Source organism: Stappia sp. WLB 29 (assembly GCF_023507705.1).
GTDB lineage: Bacteria > Pseudomonadota > Alphaproteobacteria > Rhizobiales > Stappiaceae > Stappia.
In genome coordinates this window covers 1-17,881 of record NZ_JALBGD010000016.1, presented here as the reverse complement: position 1 = coordinate 17,881, position 17,881 = coordinate 1, and the positions used below count along the sequence as shown (strand labels likewise).

The 17,881-nt window shown below is 66.7% G+C and carries 21 protein-coding genes; 9 read left to right on the top strand and 12 right to left on the bottom strand.

All coding sequences use genetic code 11. The annotated features are described in order from the left end of the window. The 3 genes from MNI96_RS20805 to MNI96_RS20795 all read left to right on the top strand — a co-directional run bounded on the left by MNI96_RS20805 (window position 1) and on the right by MNI96_RS20795 (window position 2,946). Window positions 1-1,158 (top strand): M24 family metallopeptidase, encoded by a 1,158-nt coding sequence (locus MNI96_RS20805; RefSeq protein WP_249696294.1) that lies wholly within the window; start codon window positions 1-3, stop codon window positions 1,156-1,158. A gap of 98 nt (window positions 1,159-1,256) precedes the next feature. Further along, window positions 1,257-1,775, top strand: coding sequence for a hypothetical protein (locus MNI96_RS20800; protein WP_158193339.1), 519 nt, complete (start codon window positions 1,257-1,259; stop codon window positions 1,773-1,775). A gap of 238 nt (window positions 1,776-2,013) precedes the next feature. Next, window positions 2,014-2,946, top strand: coding sequence for a ribose-phosphate pyrophosphokinase (locus MNI96_RS20795; protein WP_120267020.1), 933 nt, complete (start codon window positions 2,014-2,016; stop codon window positions 2,944-2,946). Between the two features lie 94 nt (window positions 2,947-3,040). On the opposite strand, the gene MNI96_RS20790 is transcribed toward MNI96_RS20795, so the two are convergent. The 4 genes from MNI96_RS20790 to MNI96_RS20775 all read right to left on the bottom strand — a co-directional run bounded on the left by MNI96_RS20790 (window position 3,041) and on the right by MNI96_RS20775 (window position 6,519). Beyond that, complete coding sequence (locus tag MNI96_RS20790) at window positions 3,041-3,871, bottom strand: ABC transporter permease (protein ID WP_249696393.1); 831 nt, start codon at window positions 3,869-3,871, stop codon at window positions 3,041-3,043. A 4-nt stretch (window positions 3,872-3,875) separates the two neighbouring features. Next, window positions 3,876-4,649: an ABC transporter ATP-binding protein gene (locus MNI96_RS20785; protein ID WP_249696292.1), complete on the bottom strand. Its 774-nt coding sequence runs from the start codon at window positions 4,647-4,649 to the stop codon at window positions 3,876-3,878. A 41-nt stretch (window positions 4,650-4,690) separates the two neighbouring features. Next, window positions 4,691-5,725 (bottom strand): ABC transporter substrate-binding protein, encoded by a 1,035-nt coding sequence (locus MNI96_RS20780; RefSeq protein ID WP_249696291.1) that lies wholly within the window; start codon window positions 5,723-5,725, stop codon window positions 4,691-4,693. 188 nt (window positions 5,726-5,913) lie between these two features. Then, window positions 5,914-6,519: a hypothetical protein gene (locus MNI96_RS20775; RefSeq protein ID WP_249696289.1), complete on the bottom strand. Its 606-nt coding sequence runs from the start codon at window positions 6,517-6,519 to the stop codon at window positions 5,914-5,916. 283 nt (window positions 6,520-6,802) lie between these two features. Between MNI96_RS20775 and MNI96_RS20770 the strand changes: the two genes are divergently transcribed. The 6 genes from MNI96_RS20770 (at window position 6,803) to MNI96_RS20745 (ending at window position 10,734) form a co-directional block, all read left to right on the top strand. Further along, window positions 6,803-7,423 (top strand): 50S ribosomal protein L25/general stress protein Ctc, encoded by a 621-nt coding sequence (locus MNI96_RS20770; RefSeq protein WP_249696287.1) that lies wholly within the window; start codon window positions 6,803-6,805, stop codon window positions 7,421-7,423. A 45-nt stretch (window positions 7,424-7,468) separates the two neighbouring features. Further along, window positions 7,469-8,191 carry an aminoacyl-tRNA hydrolase gene (gene pth / locus MNI96_RS20765; protein WP_249696285.1) on the top strand — a complete coding sequence of 241 codons (723 nt, stop codon included), beginning with the start codon at window positions 7,469-7,471 and terminating at the stop codon, window positions 8,189-8,191. Between the two features lie 6 nt (window positions 8,192-8,197). Next, the gene (gene ychF / locus MNI96_RS20760) at window positions 8,198-9,298 is read left to right on the top strand and encodes a redox-regulated ATPase YchF (RefSeq protein WP_097173740.1); all 1,101 of its coding nucleotides are present in this window, start codon (window positions 8,198-8,200) and stop codon (window positions 9,296-9,298) included. 93 nt (window positions 9,299-9,391) lie between these two features. Beyond that, window positions 9,392-9,751 carry a hypothetical protein gene (locus MNI96_RS20755; protein ID WP_249696283.1) on the top strand — a complete coding sequence of 120 codons (360 nt, stop codon included), beginning with the start codon at window positions 9,392-9,394 and terminating at the stop codon, window positions 9,749-9,751. Between the two features lie 60 nt (window positions 9,752-9,811). After that, window positions 9,812-10,270, top strand: a complete 459-nt coding sequence (locus MNI96_RS20750) for a MaoC family dehydratase (RefSeq protein WP_249696281.1) — start codon at window positions 9,812-9,814, stop codon at window positions 10,268-10,270. Then, a complete protein-coding gene (locus MNI96_RS20745; protein WP_249696279.1) occupies window positions 10,267-10,734 on the top strand; it encodes a MaoC family dehydratase in 468 nt (155 codons plus the stop codon). The genes MNI96_RS20750 and MNI96_RS20745 overlap by 4 nt, the downstream gene beginning before the upstream one ends. A gap of 4 nt (window positions 10,735-10,738) precedes the next feature. Here the strand turns inward: MNI96_RS20745 and MNI96_RS20740 are convergent, their stop codons facing one another. The 8 genes from MNI96_RS20740 to MNI96_RS20705 all read right to left on the bottom strand — a co-directional run. Beyond that, window positions 10,739-11,221, bottom strand: coding sequence for a GNAT family N-acetyltransferase (locus MNI96_RS20740; protein WP_249696278.1), 483 nt, complete (start codon window positions 11,219-11,221; stop codon window positions 10,739-10,741). Between the two features lie 53 nt (window positions 11,222-11,274). After that, complete coding sequence (gene bluB, locus MNI96_RS20735) at window positions 11,275-11,961, bottom strand: 5,6-dimethylbenzimidazole synthase (protein ID WP_283776613.1); 687 nt, start codon at window positions 11,959-11,961, stop codon at window positions 11,275-11,277. After that, a complete protein-coding gene (locus MNI96_RS20730) occupies window positions 11,958-12,506 on the bottom strand; it encodes an adenine phosphoribosyltransferase (RefSeq protein WP_249696276.1) in 549 nt (182 codons plus the stop codon). The genes bluB and MNI96_RS20730 overlap by 4 nt, the downstream gene beginning before the upstream one ends. A 124-nt stretch (window positions 12,507-12,630) precedes the next feature. Then, window positions 12,631-13,506 carry an S-methyl-5'-thioadenosine phosphorylase gene (locus tag MNI96_RS20725; RefSeq protein ID WP_249696274.1) on the bottom strand — a complete coding sequence of 292 codons (876 nt, stop codon included), beginning with the start codon at window positions 13,504-13,506 and terminating at the stop codon, window positions 12,631-12,633. 610 nt (window positions 13,507-14,116) lie between these two features. After that, a complete protein-coding gene (locus MNI96_RS20720; protein ID WP_249696272.1) occupies window positions 14,117-15,001 on the bottom strand; it encodes a cytochrome c1 in 885 nt (294 codons plus the stop codon). A 29-nt stretch (window positions 15,002-15,030) separates the two neighbouring features. After that, entirely contained in the window at window positions 15,031-16,293 is a 1,263-nt protein-coding gene (locus tag MNI96_RS20715; RefSeq protein ID WP_249696270.1) for a cytochrome b, read from the bottom strand. A gap of 27 nt (window positions 16,294-16,320) precedes the next feature. After that, complete coding sequence (gene petA, locus MNI96_RS20710) at window positions 16,321-16,881, bottom strand: ubiquinol-cytochrome c reductase iron-sulfur subunit (protein WP_249696268.1); 561 nt, start codon at window positions 16,879-16,881, stop codon at window positions 16,321-16,323. A gap of 357 nt (window positions 16,882-17,238) precedes the next feature. Continuing rightward, a partial coding sequence (locus tag MNI96_RS20705; protein ID WP_249696265.1) for an ABC transporter ATP-binding protein occupies window positions 17,239-17,881 on the bottom strand: 643 nt, incomplete at its 5' end.

The following is a 17,881-nucleotide window of genomic DNA, read 5'->3' as shown; positions in this document are numbered from 1 at the left end:
ATGTCGCTCGCCTTCACACGGGAGGAATACGCCTCCCGGCTCGACGCCCTTCGCGCCCGCATGGCTGACACCGGCCACGACGCCATGCTGCTCTTCGCCCAGGAGAGCATGTTCTGGCTGACCGGCTACGACACGTTCGGCTTCTGCTTCTTCCAGTCGATGGTGGTCACCCGCGACGGCGCCATCGTCCTGCTCACCCGTTCGGCCGACCTGCGCCAGGCGCAGATCACCTCCATCCTGGAGGATATCCGCGTGTGGGAGGACCGCGACGGCGCCTCGCCGGTGCTGCAGCTACGCGACCTGCTTGCAGAACTGGGCCTCGGCGGCGCCCGCATCGGCGTCGAATACGACACCCACGGCATGACCGGGCGCATCGCCATCGACATCGCGACGCTGATGTCCGATTTCGCGCGCCTGGAAGACGCCTCGATGGTCGTGCAGCACCTGCGCGCCGTGAAGTCGCCGGCCGAGATCGCCTATGTCCGCCGCGCCGCCAGCCTGACCGATGCCGCCTATGAGGCCGCCCTGCCGCTGGTTCGGGAGGGCGCCCGCGAGGGCGAGATCCTCGCCGCCATGCAGGGCGCCGTCTTTGCCGGCGACGGCGATTATCCGGGCAACGAGTTCATCATCGGCTCCGGGCCCGAAGCCCTGCTGTGCCGCTATCAGACCGGCCGCCGGGTGCTGGACCGCAACGACCAGCTGACGCTGGAATGGGCCGGCGCCTTCCGCCGCTATCATGTCGCCGCCATGCGCACGGTCATCGTCGGAGAGCCGACCGGACGGCATGTCGCGCTCTACGAGGCTGCCCGTGCAGCGCTTGCCGCCGTCGAGGAGTGCCTCGTTCCGGGCCGCACCTTCGGCGAGGTCTTCGAGGCCCATGCCCGCGAGGTGGACGCACGCGGGGAAGGTGCCCACCGGCTCAATGCCTGCGGCTATTCGCTGGGCGCGCGGTTCGCGCCGAGCTGGATGGACTGGCCGATGGCCTATCGCGGCAATCCGGCCCGCATCGTGCCCGGCATGGTCATCTTCACGCATATGATCCTGATGGATTCGGACAGCGGCGCGGCCATGTCGCTCGGCCAGACCTACCTGACGCATGAGGGGCGCGCGGAGTGTCTTTCCAAGCTCCCCCTCGACCTGCCGGTCAAGGCGGGCTAAACGAAGAAACCTGAAACCGGTGCCGCGGACGCCAGGAGGCGCGTTCGCCCCGCAGCCGGTCCAGGACCGAAGACGGATACGGGGACCAGCAAGGCCAGATGAACGCGTTCCATTCCACCAGAAAAACCGTTCTGCGTGCCGCTGTGCCGGCGCTCGCGCTCCTGCTGGCAGCCTGTGCCGGCGATCCCACCCCGCCCGCCTATGTCTCCGGCTCGCGCTCGCAGCCTGCCGCCGTCCCGGTGCCCAGCGTCCCGGCGGACCAGGCGACCTTCGCCTTCGAGCCCTTCACCGGCGCCCCCGGCAACATCGCCGACGCCCTGTCGCGGCAGATCGGCGCCGAGGCGCGCAACCAGAACCTTCGCCTGGTGCGCCGCGTCGGGGCGCCGGCCTCCTATCGCATCAACGGCTACCTCTCCGCGTCCGGCGACCAGTCCCAGACGACGCTCTTCTACGTGTTCGACGTCGTCGATGCCGGCGGCAACAGACTGCACCGCATCCTGGGGCAGGAATCGGCCCCCGGTTCCTCCGGCGACCCCTGGTCGGGCATCGACGACGATGCGCTGAACCGGGCCGCGCGCCGCTCCGTCGCCGAACTCGCTGCCTGGCTGCGCCGCTGAGCGCGCCGATATCAAGGAAAAATAGCCGACAGGCGCACTGGCCGGTTGTGCAAGGCGGGACGCGTTGTTAAAACGCCGCCGCCTGTAGGAGGAAGGCTCGCCAATGCCGGTCTCCGGTCTGGCCTGCCGCGCTTCGACCTAGGCCACGAAAGAAGACCAGACAGACCACCGTGTGACCCTGTCGTGCCGGCGCTGCGTTCCCCGTGCGGCGACGGACCCAAGAAAGGACTTGCGGGCCATGAAGATCGTCGCGGGCAATTCCAATCGCGCGCTTGCAGAGGAAATCTCGTCCTATCTCGGGGCGCCCCTGGCAAAGTGTCAGGTGCGCCGTTTCGCCGACCAGGAGATTTTCGTCGAACTGCAGGAAAACGTGCGCGGCGAGGACGTTTTCGTCCTGCAGTCGACCAGCTTTCCCGCCAATGACCACCTGATGGAGCTGCTGATCGTCATCGACGCTCTGCGCCGCTCCTCCGCCAAGCGCATCACCGCGGTCGTGCCCTATTTCGGCTACGCCCGCCAGGATCGCCGCGCCTCCGGCCGCACGCCGATCTCGGCCAAGCTGGTCGCCAACCTGATCACCCATGCCGGTGCCCATCGCGTGCTGACGCTGGACCTGCATGCCGGCCAGATCCAGGGCTTCTTCGACATTCCGACCGACAACCTGTTCGCCGCGCCGGTGATGACCCGCGACATCAAGGAGCGCTACTCGACGGACAACGTCATGGTCGTCTCCCCGGATGTCGGCGGCGTGGTCCGTGCCCGCGCGCTGGCCAAGCGAATCGACGCGCCGCTGGCCATCGTCGACAAGCGCCGCGACAAGCCTGGCGAGTCGGAGGTCATGAACATCATCGGCGATCCGTCGGGCCGCGACTGCATCCTGGTCGACGACATCGTCGATTCCGGCGGCACCTTGTGCAACGCCGCCGAGGCACTGCTCGCCCAGGGCGCCAAGTCGGTCACCGCCTACATCACCCACGGCGTCCTGTCCGGCGGTGCGGTTGCCCGCGTGTCCTCGTCCAAGCTCAAGGAACTGGTCATCACCAATTCCATCGAGCCGACGGCCGCCGTGCTTGCCGCGCCGAACATCCGCACCATCTCCATCGCCCCGCTCATGGGCGAGGCGATCTCGCGCACCGCGCTCGAGCAGTCGGTGTCCAGCCTGTTCGGCTGAGCCCTGCCTGCCGCAATCCTTTCGAATGCCCGGACGCCGCAAGGCTCCGGGCATTTTCGCTTTGAGGCTGCCGCTATCCGGAACCCGTGCCGCCTCAGCCGCGCCAGGCCAGCAGCCAGCGCTCCAGCCGGCCGATCAGCCAGCTGACGATGAGGCCGAGCACCGACAGGATCGCGACGCCCGCCAGCAGCTGGTCGGTGGCGAACAGGCTGCCGGCCATCAGGATGTAGGCGCCGACGCCGTATTCGGCGCCGATCATCTCGGCCGCCACCAGCAGGATGATGCCGATGGAGGCGGAGATCCTGCAGCCCGACAGGATCGCCGGCATGGCGCCCGGCAGGATGATCTTGCGCACGATCGACCACCACGACAGTCCGAAGGACTGGCCCATGCGCACAAGCGTGCGGTCGACATTGTCGACGCCGCCATAGGTGGCGATGACGGTCGGGAAAAACGAACCGAACAGGATCGTCGCGACCTTCGAGCCTTCGCCGATGCCGAACCAGATCACGAAGAGCGGCAAGAGAGCGATCTTCGGGATCGGGAACAGCGCCGAGACCAGCGGCAGCAGGCCGGCCCGCGCCAGAGAAAAGAGACCGATGCCGAGCCCGACGGCGATGCCGAGCGCGGTGCCCAGCGTCCAGCCGATCACGAGCCGCTGCAGCGAGGCCGACAGGTGCCGCCACAGCTGGCCCGATTCGACCAGGTAGCTGAAGGCCTCGAAAGCCTCGCTCGGGGCCGGCAGCACCAGGTTGCTGATGACGCCGCTGCGCGAGCCGGCCTCCCACAGCGCGATGATCGCCAGGAAGACGAGCGGCCCGATCAGCCGGATCGGCACGGGACGAAAGCCGCCGCCGCGATAGGGAACCGGGCGCAGGGTCTCGGACGATGCTTCGCTCTCGCCGGTCGCCCGGCCGCCGGACATCTGGTCAAGCGACGTCATCGGCGATCTCCCTGTCGGCGGCACGCGCTTCGTCGCGCAGGAGCTGCCACAGCTCGCGCTGCACGGCGTCCAGCTTCGGGTCGCCCGCCTCGCGCGCGCCGAGATCGCGGTCGATCTCCACGATGGTGCGGATCCGCCCCGGCCGTCGCGACAGCACGACGATGCGGTGGCCGAGACGCACGGCCTCGGCGAGATTGTGGGTGACGTAGCAGGCGGTGAAGCGCTCGCGCTGCCACAGGGCGACGAGGTCGTCCATCAGCAGCTCGCGCGTCTGGCTGTCCAGCGCCGACAGCGGCTCGTCCATCAGCATCACCGCCGGACGCACGCTGAGCGCCCGGGCGATGGCGACGCGCTGCTTCATGCCGCCGGAAAGCTGCCGCGGCAGCGCCTTGCGGAAATCGGAAAGCCCCGTGCGCTCCAGCACGTCGGCGACGATCTCCTCGCGCTCCGCCGCGGACAGCGGATGGTCTTCCAGAACCAGCGAGACATTCGCCTCGACGCTGCGCCAGGGCAGCAGCGCGAAGTCCTGGAAGACATAGGTCAGCGGATTGAGCGAACCGGAGGGCACCGGACCGGAGAGCAGCACCTCGCCCTCGTCCGGCCGCTCCAGCCCGCCGATGAAGCGCAGCAGGGTCGACTTGCCGCAGCCCGACGGACCGATGATGCACACGATCTCGCCTTCGCTGACCGCGAGGTCGATCCCGCTCAGCACCTCGGTCGCGCCATAGCGATGCGTGATCCCGCGCAGCAGGAGATCCATCGGCTGCGTTCCTTGCCTGCTCTTCGCCTGCCCGTTCCGGCTCAGTTCGTCTCGACGAAGCTCGGATCGACGAGGAGCTCCATCGTCACGGTCTCGGGCACCAGCTTCTCGGACTTGAACCAGTCGAGCTGGTCGGCGATCGAGGTCATGTTGAGCTTCGCGCCCTCGTTGACCCGCATCGCGCCGTTGCGGATGGAGGGAGCTGCCTTCTCGTAGGGCTGGTCGTTGTAGACATACTTGTGCAGCAGCTGCACCAGCGCCTCGGCGTCCTCGTCCGTGGTGGTCTTGTCGATCAAGGCCGCGTTGAAATCGGCCGCCCCCTTGGAGAAGGCCGCGAGGAAGCGCTTGACCAGGTCCGGCTTGTCCTTGGTGTTGGCGGTCGAGGTGAAGACCGTCGTCACCTGGTAGTCGGGGATATAGTCCGCCACCATGCCGATGGACTCGATCTCCGGCCCGGCGGCCAGCGGCTTGGCGATGTGCGGTACGATGGCCCAGGCGTCGATCTGGGCGGTCTTCAGCGCGCCGATGATCGCGCCGACCTTCTGCAGCGGCCGCAGGGTGATCTCCGAGCGGTCGAAGCCTTCCTTGTCGGCGATCTTGTGGGCGATGTAGTGGAACGACGAGCCCGTCTGGGTGATGCCGAAGCTCTTGCCCTTCAGCCCGGCCGGCGAGGTCAGGCCGGCGTCGAAGGCCGCCTTGGACACGAGGATCATCTGCCCGTCGACGCCCGGCTCTTCCTGCAGCGCACCGCCGACGACCTTGATGGCACCCTTTTCGGCCAGGTTGATCAGGCCGCCGGAAATCGCGGTGATGCCGAAATCGACGTCGCCGGAGGCGATGGCCACCGCCATCGGCTGCGCCGCCTGGAAGAACTCGAAACTGACCTCCAGCCCCTCGTCGGCGAAATAGCCGCGCTCGAAGGCGATGAAGCTCGGCGCATGCGAGGTGAAGCGCAGCGCCCCGACCGTGATCTTGTCGGCGGCGAATGCCGTGGCGAGCGGAGCGATGCTCACGCCGGCGGCAATGCCGGCCGCTGCCGCCAGTTTCACGAATCCGCGTTTGGTCATAGCCTTCATGGCACCCTCCCCATATGGCCGGAAGTCCGCTCCGGTCCTGTTCAGTCCGTCATGCGGACATCTTGCTGATATGTCGGCGCATCCCGCCCGCAGCGATGCGGGCGCAAACGTGCCGGGCGGGCAGGTGACCGCAGCAGGTCGGCCTTGTCAATCTGTGCAGGGTCGTTTCCGGGGCGGTTGCCGCACCTTCACAGCTCTTCCACATCGATGCCGAAGGTCAGCGCGCCGATCGCCTCGCCCGTATCCGGGTCGACGACCGGCAGGCTCACCTGGCTCTGCACCGTGCGAGTCGAGAGGTCTTCCTCCAAAGCGCCGATATGCAGGCTGTGCGGACCGGCGAGGAACGTCTTCTGCCACTTGTCCTCGTCGCCCTGCCAGTAGTCGGAGGTGACCTCGCTGATGCCGACGTTCAGCCCGCGGGCATCCATCAGGATGATCTCGGTGAACAGGCCCTCGCTGCGTGCCTGGATCTGGCGCAGGTAGAGCGACACGGGCCGGCCCATCGTCTCGGCGATCAGCGGTCCCGTTTCCCCGCCCGTCTCCCGGCCGGCGGCCTCGGCCGCCCATTCGCCGTCCAGTTCGGCGATCCCGGCGTCGCTGAGTTCGGCGGTCGTCCGGTTCTGCTCGCGCACGGCATCGACCACCGCGTCCGAGCGGGCGATCTCCAGCAGCCGCGTCCTCGCCAACTGGCCGAGTTCCGTTTCGAAGACGTTGAGGCCGACTGCAGCGTTCGGTCCCGTCAGCCCCAGCACCAGGGTGCCCGCTACCACCAGCCTTGCAAACCAGGTCCTCATGCTTCCCGTTCCCCCCAAGCCGCGCTCCGTCAAGCTCTCTGTCGGCAGGGCTTGGTGCGGACGCCGCAGACATAAAAAACCGCATTGATGAAAACATGCAAGATCGGAACGTCCCGTAGCGTCATCGGGATACGCGGAACCCCGCCGCGCGCTTGCCCTTTTCCGCGGCTTCCGCTATAGCACCGGCGCGCACCTGCACCCCTGGAGGCGGCGCAATCGGGTCGGCATCGAGGCCAGAGCACTGGCAGCCGCCCGCTTTCACGAAACATCAAGGAGAACTACCATGGCTGAAGGCTATGTGCTGAAGGCTTCGGTGAGGGACCGGGTTGGCAAGGGGGCCGCTCGTGCACTTCGCCGTGAAGGCCTCGTCCCCGCCGTGATCTACGGTGAGAAGAAAGCTGCCCTGCCGATCGCGATTCCGATCAAGGAGTCCACGATCGCCCTGCACCGCGGCGGCTTCATGACCCACCTCGGCACCATCGAGGTCGACGGCGTCGCTCACCGCGTCATCGCCAAGGACTACCAGCTCGATCCGGTTCGCGACGACCTGATCCATGTCGACTTCCTGCGCGTGTCCAAGGGCGCGACGCTGACCGTCGACGTGCCGGTCCACTTCATCAACGAAGAGAAGTGCCCGGGCATCAAGGCAGGCGGCGTGCTCAACGTGGTTCGCCACACGGTCGAGATGACCGTGCCGGCCGACGCCATTCCGGATGCGCTCGTCATCGACCTGGCCAAGGCCAAGGTCGGCGACTCGATCCACATTTCGGCCGTGGACATCCCCGCCGGCTCCGCCCCGACCATCACCGATCGCGACTTCACCCTCGCGACGATCGCTGCCCCGGGCGGCGGCGCCGGTGCGTCGGACGAGGACGAGGCTGCCGAGGACGAGAGCGAGGGCTGAGGCCCCCGCTCGGGCACCGGCGAGGGGAAGTGACGGGGAGTACCCATGCGCCTCATCGTCGGTCTCGGCAATCCGGGCGAGAAATACGCCCGCAATCGCCACAATATCGGTTTTCTGGCCGTGGACGCGATCCACGGCCGGAATTCCTCCTTCGCCCCTTGGCGAAGCCGCTTCAAGGCGGAAGTCAGCGAAGGCCTTCTCGACGGCGAGAAGGTGATGCTGATGAAACCCCAGACCTACATGAACGACTCCGGCCGCTCGGTCGGCGAGGCCGCCCGCTTCTACAAGCTCGCGCCCGCCGACGTCATCGTGCTCTACGACGAGCTCGACCTGCCGCCGGGCAAGGTTCGCACCAAGGTCGGGGGCGGCAGCGGCGGCCATAACGGCATCCGCTCCATCGATGCCCATCTGGGCAAGGAATACTCGCGCGTGCGCCTCGGCATCGGGCACCCGGGCCACAAGGACCGCGTCACCGCGCATGTGCTGGGCGATTTCGCCAAGGTCGATGCCGAATGGCTCGACCCGATGCTCGACGCCATCGCCGCCGAAGCCGGCCTTCTGGTCGGCGGGCACCATTCGGAATTCTGCAACCGGCTGCATCTGGCGCTGGCCCCGGCAAAGCCGCAAAAGCCCCGCAAGGAGCCAGGCGCAGCCTCGGGCGGCACGTCCCGCAATCCGAACCCGCCGCTGCCGCGGCGCGGCAAGGACAGCACGCCCAAGACGGGGCTCGCGGAGCAGCTCGCACGGATGTTTGGAAAGAAGGACTGAGACGAGATGGGATTCCAGTGCGGCATTGTCGGCCTGCCGAATGTGGGCAAGTCCACGCTGTTCAACGCGTTGACCAAGACCGCGGCGGCTCAGGCCGCGAACTATCCCTTCTGCACCATCGAGCCGAACACCGGCGAGGTAGCGGTGCCGGATCCGCGCCTTAAGGACATCGCCCGCATCGCCAAGTCCGCCAGCATCGTCCCCACGCGCCTCACCTTCGTCGACATTGCCGGCCTGGTGCGCGGCGCCTCCAAGGGCGAGGGCCTCGGCAACCAGTTCCTCGCCAACATCCGCGAGGTCGACGCCATCGCCCATGTGCTGCGCTGCTTCGAGGATGACGACATCACCCATGTCGACGGGCGCATCGACCCCATCGCCGATGCCCAGACCGTCGAGACCGAACTGATGATCTCCGACATGGAGAGCCTCGAGCGTCGCCTGGCGCCGCTCAAGAAGAAGGCGACCGGCGGCGACAAGGACGCCAAGGCGGTGATCCCGATCATGGAAGGAGCGCTGGAGCTCTTGCGCGAGGGCAAGCCCGCGCGCCTGCTCGACGTCTCCACCCCGGAGGAGCGCAAGATCCTCGCCGGCCTCAACCTGCTGACCACCAAGCCGATCCTCTATGTCTGCAACGTCGAGGAGTCCTGCTCGGCCACCGGCAACGCCCAGTCCGAGCGCGTGCGCGAGATGGCAGAGGCGGAAGGCGCGGCCTGCGTCGTGATCTCCGCCGCCATCGAGGCCGAGATCGCCCAGCTCGACGATGCCGAACAGGCCGAGTACCTGGAGACCATGGGTCTCGAGGAGCCGGGCCTCGACCGGCTCATCCGCGCCGGCTACGACCTGCTCGACCTTATCACCTATTTCACCGCCGGTCCGAAGGAAGCCCGCGCCTGGACGATCCGCAAGGGCACCAAGGCCCCGCAGGCGGCCGGCGTCATCCACAGCGATTTCGAGCGCGGTTTCATCCGCGCCCAGACCATCGCCTTCGACGACTACGTCACCCTCGGCGGCGAGGCTCCGGCCAAGGAAGCCGGCAAGGCCCGCGACGAGGGCAAGGAATACGTGGTCAAGGACGGCGACGTCCTGCTGTTCAAGTTCAACACCTGAACGTCGGTCTTTGGTCGCTCTCGCGCTTTCCCGGAAGGCAGTCTAGGATTTGCACCGCCGCCATCGTGGCGGCCATCTCCTGAGGGAAATCGCATGTTCCATCGCATGCTCGCGACCGCTTCGGCGGCGCTGTTCCTTTGTGCGTCCGCTGCCCTGGCAGGCACGGGCGCCGAAGGCTACTTCCAGATCTACAACAACACGGACGACAACACCGTCGTCGGCTTCTACACCAACGACGGCAGCGGCTGGTCGAGCAACTGGCTCTCCAGCCCGATCGGTCCGGACGAGTCGGCCCGTGCCGAATTCACGGACGATACCGGGTCCTGCGCCCAGACCTTCCGGGTCGGCTGGCTCGGGACCGACGGCGGCGAGGTGCTCGACGAGCCGATCGACATCGACATCTGCGAGGCGAGCAACGTCTATCTCGACGACAACGAGATCTATTACGACTGAGTGTCGGCGCGCGGCCGGAGGCTCTCGACAGCAGCCTCCGGCTGCGTATAGATCGACATCATGAGCACGTTCAGAAGCTTCGAGGATTTCGAGCCCGGCGAGACCATCGCCCTCGGCTCCAAGACCGTCACCCGCGACGAGATCATCGCCTTCGCCGCCGAGTTCGATCCCCAGCCGTTCCACCTCGACGAGTCGGCGGGCGAAGCCTCCCTTCTCGGCGGACTGGCCGCATCCGGCTGGCACACGATTTCCATGCTGATGCGCCTGATGTGCGACGGCCTGCTGCTGAATTCCAGCGGCAGGGGTTCGCCCGGCGTCGAGGAAGTGCGCTGGATGCGTCCGGTGCGCCCCGGCGACGTGCTGAACGCCAGCGCCGAGGTGATCTCCAGCCGCGTGCTGAACTCGCGTCCCGACCTCGGAATGGTCGACTTCCTGTTCACCGTCACCGACCAGACCGGCGCCACCGTCATGACCCAGCGCAACAAGATCCTGTTCGCACGGCGGGAGGCCGCCCAATGACCTGGTTCGAGGACATGGCCATCGGCGAGCGCCGCGATCTCGGCAGCCATCATTTCACGCCGGAAGAGATCGTGCGCTACGCGCGCGCCTTCGATCCCCAGCCCTTCCACCTGTCGGACGAAGAGGCGGCCAAGACCCATTTCGGGCGTCTGTGCGCCTCCGGCTGGCACACCGGCTCGGTGTGGATGAAGCTGATGGTCGCCCATATCCAGGCAGAATGCGAAAGGCTCGGCACGCCCTCGCGCCTCGGCCCCTCCCCCGGCTTTACCGACCTGAAGTGGATCCGCCCGGTCTTCGCCGGCGATACGATCACCTACAGCTCGACCCTGCTGGAGAAGCGCGAGATGCGCACGAGGCCCCAGTGGGGCCTCGCGATCCACGGCAACGAAGGCGTCAATCAGGACGGCGTGACCGTGTTCTCCTTCACCGGCAAGGTGCTGGTCGCGCGGAGGCCCGCAGAGTAAGCCGCTAGAGCCTGCGGGCGAAGACGACCTCGTCGCGGATCGGAATGCCGTATTCGCCCAGCATCGGGATCTCGGGCTTCAGCTTGCGCTCCTCGTCGATGGCGCCGGGGACAATCTTCTCCAGTCGGAAGTCGCGGCGCTGGTAGAAGCGGAAGGCGTCGAGATTGTCGTTGGAGGTGCGCACCAGCAGCCGGCGAATGCCGTTCTCGACCGCAGCGCCCGCCACCGCCTTCAAAAGCAGCGTGCCGATGCCGCCCCAGCGATTGAGCGAATCCAGCGTCAGGATCTCCCATTCGCTCGCGCGCTGGATCAGAGTGACCAGGCCGACCATTTCGCCGTCATCGTCCAGTGCAATGAAGCCGGGCAGGCGCGACGCATCGATCATCTCGCCTTCGATCAGGATCTCCGGGCTGGTCCATCGTCGGGTCAGCAGCTCGACCACCGCCGCGTGGTCGTCCTCCGTCTTGGCGCGAATGGTTACGGTCATGGCAATGTCCTCGTGATGGGCAGGCGCCGCGCCCGCCGTACTTGTCGGTGAGATTAACGCCGGAACAACCGTTCGCCGAGCCCCTGTCGCGCCTGCCAGCCGGCGCGCTCCAGTTCCGGGTCGTCGTGTTCCTCCTGCGGATAGCCGATGCACAGATAGGCGATCAGCCGCCAGGCGTCCGGCACGTCCAGCGCTTGCGCGACCTCCTGCGGATCGATGATCGACACCCAGCCGAGGCCGACGCCGCGGGCGCGCGCGGCCAGCCACAGCGTGTTGACGGCGCAGACGCAGGAATAGGCCAGCATTTCCGGCATCGTCCGCCGGCCGAGCCCCCCGCCCTGGGCGGTGCCCTCGTCGCAGAAGACGGCGAGCTGCACCGGCGCGATGGTCAGGCCCTCCAGCTTCAGCCGGGCATAGAGTTCGGCCCGCTCGCCGTCATAGGACGACAGCGCATCGGCATTGGCCTTGAGAAAGCTTGCCCGTACCGCCGTGCGCCGGTCCGGCTCGTCCACCAGCACGAAGCGCCAGGGCTGGCTGTTGCCGACCGACGGCGACATGTGCGCCTGTGCCAGCAGCGTCTCCAGCAGCCCCTCGGGCAGGGCGCGCGGGTCGAACCGCCGCACGTCCCGCCGCCATGCCAGCAGCGTCTCGAAGTCTTTCAGGAAGGCATCGCCGAACGCCGGCGCCCCGCCGTCTTGCCCGTCGCTGCGGGCCGGGTCGCGGGTCCCCTCCCCGGTCAATGGCCCGGAAAGTCCACCAGCGTGCGCACGGGAACGCCGAGGGCTTCCAGGCGCGCGCGCCCGCCGAGATCCGGCAGGTCGATGATGAAACAGGCCGAGACCACCTCGGCGCCCATCTGCTGCAGCAGCTTGGTCGCCGCCTCCGCCGTGCCGCCGGTAGCGATCAGGTCGTCGACCAGGATCACCTTCTCGCCCGGACGGATCGCATCCTTGTGCACCTCCATCTCGTCGAGGCCGTATTCCAGCGAATAGGCGATGCGCACCGTCTCGTGCGGCAGCTTGCCCTTCTTGCGGATCGGAACGAAGCCGGAGGACAGCTGATGCGCCACCGCGCCGCCGAGGATGAAGCCGCGCGCCTCGATGCCCGCGACCTGGTCGATCTTCGCGCCCGCCCAGGGCTGCACCAGCGCGTCGACCGCCCGGCGGAACGCCCGCGCATTCCCCAGCAGCGTGGTGATGTCGCGAAACAGGATGCCCTGCTTGGGATAGTCCGGAATCGTCCGGATTGCCGCCATCAGCTCCTGCGAGACCGTTTCAGTCGTCATTGCCCGTCCGTCTTGCTGCTTGGGGCGCGCGTGCCCGTCGGGCTTCCGCGCAACCCTTTGGTGGGAGAGTTTGCCACATTCGCCGGCCCGGCAAAGCGGTTTCGTTCGCCGTACATTGGTCGCCCTAGCGGGAGAGCACGCGGCCGGCGACCGCGTCGAGCTTCGCCACCAGCTCGGGATCGCGCGCCTCCGGCGCCGTCATCAGCGCGTATTCCAGCGCCGTGTCGGAGCCGACCGGGCACGGCTCGTGCGTGCGCGGCAGGTCCTGCGCCAGCCGTGCGACCAGCCGGCGGGCATTGTCTGCATTGTCGTGCAGCACCTTGATGATCGACTGGATGTCGACCGACCCGTGGTCGGGATGCCAGCTGTCGTAATCGGTGACCATGGCGACGGTCGCGTAGCAGATCTCCGCCTCGCGGGCGAGCTTCGCCTCCGGCATGTTGGTCATGCCGATCACGTCGCAGCTCCAGCTCCGGTAGAGGTTGCTTTCCGCCAGAGAGGAGAATTGAGGGCCTTCCATGGCCAGATACGTGCCGCCGCGGTGGAAGGTCAGTGCCTCCGCTTCGGCCGCCGCCGCGACATGGCCGACAAGGCCCGGCGAGACCGGCTCGGCCATCGACACATGGGCGACGCAGCCCTTTCCGAAGAAGCTCTTGGCCCGCGCGAAGGTGCGGTCGATGAACTGGTCGACCAGCACGAAATGCCCCGGCGCCATCGCCTCGTTGAGCGACCCCACGGCGGAGACCGAAACCAGCGAGGTGACACCGCAGCGCTTCATCACGTCGATATTGGCGCGGTAGTTGATGTCGGACGGCGCGAAGCGGTGGCCGCGGCCGTGGCGAGGCAGGAAGACCACCTTCAGCCCGTCGATCTCGCCGATCCGCACGGCATCCGACGCCTCGCCCCAGGGGCTTTCGACCTCGACCCATTCGGCGCCTTCCAGCGCCGGCAGGTCGTAGAGCCCCGATCCGCCGATCACACCCAGTACAGCCTTGACCATCCGTGCAACTCCTCTGCCTGCCCGTTGCGATAGCATTTGCGCCCCGTCCGTCCAACAGGGCCGCGGACATGAAAAGGCCGCCGGATTGCTCCGGCGGCCGGTTGTTCAGGACTTTCGTCGTGGCCGCTTAGGTCGTGGACTCATAATTGTGCCGGAAACGGCGTCTGGCCCGGCAATGATATGCCAGGAGGAGCGCGATGGCCGGGGCGGGTCCCCCGANTGCAACTCCTCTGCCTGCCCGTTGCGATAGCATTTGCGCCCCGTCCGTCCAACAGGGCCGCGGACATGAAAAGGCCGCCGGATTGCTCCGGCGGCCGGTTGTTCAGGACTTTCGTCGTGGCCGCTTAGGTCGTGGACTCATAATTGTGCCGGAAACGGCGTCTGGCCCGGCAATGATATGCCAGGAGGAGCGCGATGGCCGGGGCGGGTCCCCCGACCGAGCGGTCCGACGCCGCAGATCGAAGCCGGGTCGACGCCCTCCGGGTATGTGCGAACCTACCGGCAACAGCGTCGCAAGCCCTTGAAAACCGGACGGTTCCCTGCGGTCTTGCTCCTTGTATCCGATCAGGCTCGCGCATACCGTTTCTCGTCAGAACTATGAGTTCACGACCTAGTGCTCGACGTCGCGCCAGATCGACTTCTTGGTGAAGTAGAGCAGCGAGGCGAAGATGATGAGGAAGATCATCACGCGGAAGCCCATGCTCTTGCGCTCCTCGAGCTTCGGCTCGGCAACCCACATCATGAAGGCGGAGACGTCGCGCGAGTACTGATCAACCGTCATCGGCGTGCCGTCGGTGTACTCGACCTGCTCGTCGGACAACGGCGGCGCCATGCCGATCGGGCCGCCGGTAAGGTTCTGGCCTTGGCATTCCTCATTGCTGATCGAGCCGCCGATGAACTTCTCGTTGTAATAGCCCGAGAAATCCTCGCCGAAACAGGCCGGCGCATCCTTGTAGCCCGTCAGCAGGTTGTAGATGTAGTCCGGACCGTGCTCCTGGTACTGCGTGAACATGTCGAACACGAAGCCCGGGAAGCCGCTGGCGACGGCACGGGCCTTGGCCAGCGTCGAGAAGTCCGGCGGATAGGCGCCGCCATTGGCGGCGCGGGCCGCCTGCTGGTTCGGGAACGGAGACGGCCAGCGGTCGGAGGGGATCGCTGCGACCTCCTCCATCTCGCCGTCGTCGTTCGGGCCCTTCATGACCATGTACTCGGCCGCGATCACCTTGACCTGGTCTTCGGTGAAGCCCGGGCCGCCCGCTTCCGCCAGGTTGCGGAACGAGAGCAGCTGCATGCCGTGACAGGAGGCGCAAACCTCCTTGTACACCTTGAAGCCACGCTGCAACTGCGCCTTGTCGTACTGGCCGAAGGGGCCGGAGAACGACCATTGCTGGCGCTCGATATGCGGGGCCTCGCCCGCGGCCATTGCCGGCGCGGCGACCGCCATTGCGGCCACGGCCAGCAGGGCGCCACGCACGGATTCGATCATCGTCTTCATTGAGGAGAACTCCCAATCCCGTCCGTGGGTCACTTCGTTTCCGGCGCCGCGACCGCACCGGCCGGCTTGCCGCCACCGCTGAGCACGGCTTCCGAGATCGAGGCCGGCAGCTCCTTCGGCTTCTCCAGGAAGCCCAGCAGCGGCAGGATGATCAGGAAGTGAGCGAAATAGTAGGCCGTCAGGATACGGGCCGCGATCACGTAGCCGCCTTCCGCCGGCATGGCGCCGAGGTAGCCGAGACCGACGCAGACGGCGGCGAAGATCCAGAAGAACTGCTTGAACAGCGGACGATAGGTGCCCGAACGGACCTTCGAGGTGTCGAGCCACGGCAGGATGAACATCACCGCGATCGAACCGAACATCAGGATGACGCCGCCGAGCTTGTCCGGAACCGCGCGCAGGATCGCGTAGAACGGCAGGAAGTACCACTCGGGAACGATATGCGTCGGGGTCACCAGCGGATCGGCCTCGATGTAGTTGTCGGCGTGACCCAGGAAGTTCGGGATGTAGAACACGAAGTAGGCGAACAGGATCATGAACACCACGATCGCGAACAGATCCTTGATCGTGTAATACGGATGGAACGGGATCGTGTCCTGCTTGGTCTTCGGGTTGATGCCCGTCGGGTTGTTGTTGCCGGTGGTGTGGAACGCCCACACGTGCAGCAGAACGACGCCGAAGATCATGAACGGCAGCAGGTAGTGCAGCGAGAAGAAGCGGTTCAGCGTCGGATTGTCGACGGCGAAGCCGCCCCACAGCCAGTTCACGATCGGCTCGCCGACCAGCGGCAGCGCCGAGAACAGGTTGGTGATCACCGTGGCGCCCCAGAAGGACATCTGGCCCCACGGCAGCACATAGCCCATGAATGCGGTCGCCATCATGATCAGGAAGATCACGACGCCGAGGATCCACGAGATCTCGCGCGGCGCCTTGTAGGAGCCGTAATACATGCCGCGGAACATGTGGATGAACACGGCGATGAAGAACATCGAGGCGCCGTTGGCATGCAGGTAGCGCAGCAGCCAGCCGAAGTTCACGTCGCGCATGATGTGCTCGACGGACGCGAAGGCCATCGCGGTGTTCGGCGTGTAGTGCATCACCAGCACGATGCCGGTGACGATCTGCGCGATCAGCACGAAGAACAGGATGCCGCCAAAGGTCCACCAGTAATTGAGGTTCTTCGGGGTGGGGAAATCGACGAAGGAACCGCGAACGAGCCCGATGACGGGAAGGCGGCTCTCGAGCCACTTAGCCGCCGCGCTCTGCGGCACGTAATTGGAATGTCCAGCCATGGCTGCCTCTCCTATGGATTGCCGCTATCAACCGATCTGAATCACGTTGTCCGAGATGAACTCGAACGGCGGGATCAGGAGATTCTCGGGCGCGGGTCCCTTGCGGATGCGGCCGGCCGTATCGTAGTGCGAGCCGTGGCAGGGGCAGAACCAGCCGCCGAAATCGCCGGACTGCCCGAGCGGGATGCAGCCAAGATGGGTGCACACGCCGACCATCACGATCAGCGCTTCGCGACCCTCGACGCCGCGGTTGGCGTCGGTCGCCTCCGCGTCGGCGGCAAGGTTGGCGTTGCGCGCGTTGGTGTCGGGAAGATCGGAGATCGCGACGGCGTTCGCCTCCTCGACTTCCCTGGCGCTGCGGTTGCGGATGAACACCGGCTTGCCGCGCCACATCACCTTGATTTCCTGCCCCTCCTCGATGGCCGAGACGTCGACCTCGATGGAGGCCAGCGACAGGGCCGACGCATCCGGGTTCATCTGGTCGATGAAAGGCCATGCGAGCGCGGCTGTGCCAACCGCCCCCATCGCACCGGTCGCGATATAGAGGAAATCGCGGCGAGTGGGTTCGACCGTATCCTGCTGTGCCAAGGTCGCGTCCTCTTTAACCTATATGCCCGACGAGAACGGCAAACGCCGCCGTCCCTGGCCCGGCCGAAACGGGGACGAAGGTCGGCGGAGTGCGTCGTCTGGGCGGCAGATGCGGCTTTCCGCATCTTTCCAAGCGGGGCAGTTATTGGCACCCTTGCCCGCGCTTGTCCAGATGATCATGGGTGGTGACGACTCTTTGTCGCGGTTTTTTGCCCAATGATTGCAGCAATGACGCCGGATTTTGGCCATCGCCACGCCGCGGCGGGCGTCGCTCGTTTCGCCCGCACGCAAGACGCGACGGCCCTCTCCGGTTTCCTCCCCACCCACCGCGCACGAAGCGCGGCGTGTGGGGCGGTGTTACACCGCCTCGCGGCCGCTGTCGATGAAGCCTCCCGACTGCCGGCTCCACAGGCTGGCATAGAGCCCGCCGCGGGCCAGCAGCTCCTCGTGCGTGCCGTCCTCGACGATGCGCCCGCGATCCATCACGATCAGCCGGTCCATCGCCGCGATGGTCGACAGCCGGTGGGCGATGGCGATCACCGTCTTGCCGGCCATCAACTCGTTGAGGCTGTCCTGGATCGCCGCCTCGACTTCCGAATCGAGCGCCGAGGTCGCCTCGTCCAGCACCAGGATCGGCGCGTTCTTCAAGAGCACCCGGGCAATCGCGATGCGCTGGCGCTGGCCGCCGGACAGCTTCACGCCCCGTTCGCCGACATGCGCCATCAGCCCCTTGCGCCCTTCCAGGTCCTCGAGACCGTCGATGAAGCCGGTCGCATGGGCCCGCCGCGCCGCCTCCATCGCCTCGGCCTCGCCGGCTCCCGGCTTGCCGTAGACGATGTTGTCGAGCACGGAGCGGTGCAGCAGCGAGGTGTCCTGCGTCACCATGCCGATCTGCGCGCGCAGGCTCGCCTGCGTCACCGAGGCGATGTCCTGCCCGTCGATCAGGATGCGCCCGCTCTCCACGTCGTAGAAACGCAGCAGCAGGTTCACCAGCGTCGAC

Excerpts from the sequence above, each read along its gene's own strand:
- MNI96_RS20755 (WP_249696283.1), top strand. The coding sequence starts at position 9,392 with ATGTTCCATCGCATGCTCGCGACCGCTTCGGCGGCGCTGTTCCTTTGT.
- MNI96_RS20715 (WP_249696270.1), bottom strand. The coding sequence starts at position 16,293 with ATGGCTGGACATTCCAATTACGTGCCGCAGAGCGCGGCGGCTAAGTGG.
- MNI96_RS20725 (WP_249696274.1), bottom strand. The coding sequence starts at position 13,506 with ATGGTCAAGGCTGTACTGGGTGTGATCGGCGGATCGGGGCTCTACGAC.
- MNI96_RS20750 (WP_249696281.1), top strand. The coding sequence starts at position 9,812 with ATGAGCACGTTCAGAAGCTTCGAGGATTTCGAGCCCGGCGAGACCATC.
- MNI96_RS20790 (WP_249696393.1), bottom strand. The coding sequence starts at position 3,871 with ATGTCCGGCGGCCGGGCGACCGGCGAGAGCGAAGCATCGTCCGAGACC.
- MNI96_RS20730 (WP_249696276.1), bottom strand. The coding sequence starts at position 12,506 with ATGACGACTGAAACGGTCTCGCAGGAGCTGATGGCGGCAATCCGGACG.
- MNI96_RS20805 (WP_249696294.1), top strand. The coding sequence starts at position 1 with ATGTCGCTCGCCTTCACACGGGAGGAATACGCCTCCCGGCTCGACGCC.
- MNI96_RS20795 (WP_120267020.1), top strand. The coding sequence starts at position 2,014 with ATGAAGATCGTCGCGGGCAATTCCAATCGCGCGCTTGCAGAGGAAATC.
- MNI96_RS20745 (WP_249696279.1), top strand. The coding sequence starts at position 10,267 with ATGACCTGGTTCGAGGACATGGCCATCGGCGAGCGCCGCGATCTCGGC.
- MNI96_RS20740 (WP_249696278.1), bottom strand. The coding sequence starts at position 11,221 with ATGACCGTAACCATTCGCGCCAAGACGGAGGACGACCACGCGGCGGTG.
- MNI96_RS20785 (WP_249696292.1), bottom strand. The coding sequence starts at position 4,649 with ATGGATCTCCTGCTGCGCGGGATCACGCATCGCTATGGCGCGACCGAG.
- MNI96_RS20770 (WP_249696287.1), top strand. The coding sequence starts at position 6,803 with ATGGCTGAAGGCTATGTGCTGAAGGCTTCGGTGAGGGACCGGGTTGGC.
- pth (WP_249696285.1), top strand. The coding sequence starts at position 7,469 with ATGCGCCTCATCGTCGGTCTCGGCAATCCGGGCGAGAAATACGCCCGC.
- MNI96_RS20800 (WP_158193339.1), top strand. The coding sequence starts at position 1,257 with ATGAACGCGTTCCATTCCACCAGAAAAACCGTTCTGCGTGCCGCTGTG.
- MNI96_RS20775 (WP_249696289.1), bottom strand. The coding sequence starts at position 6,519 with ATGAGGACCTGGTTTGCAAGGCTGGTGGTAGCGGGCACCCTGGTGCTG.
- MNI96_RS20780 (WP_249696291.1), bottom strand. The coding sequence starts at position 5,725 with ATGAAGGCTATGACCAAACGCGGATTCGTGAAACTGGCGGCAGCGGCC.
- ychF (WP_097173740.1), top strand. The coding sequence starts at position 8,198 with ATGGGATTCCAGTGCGGCATTGTCGGCCTGCCGAATGTGGGCAAGTCC.
- MNI96_RS20720 (WP_249696272.1), bottom strand. The coding sequence starts at position 15,001 with ATGAAGACGATGATCGAATCCGTGCGTGGCGCCCTGCTGGCCGTGGCC.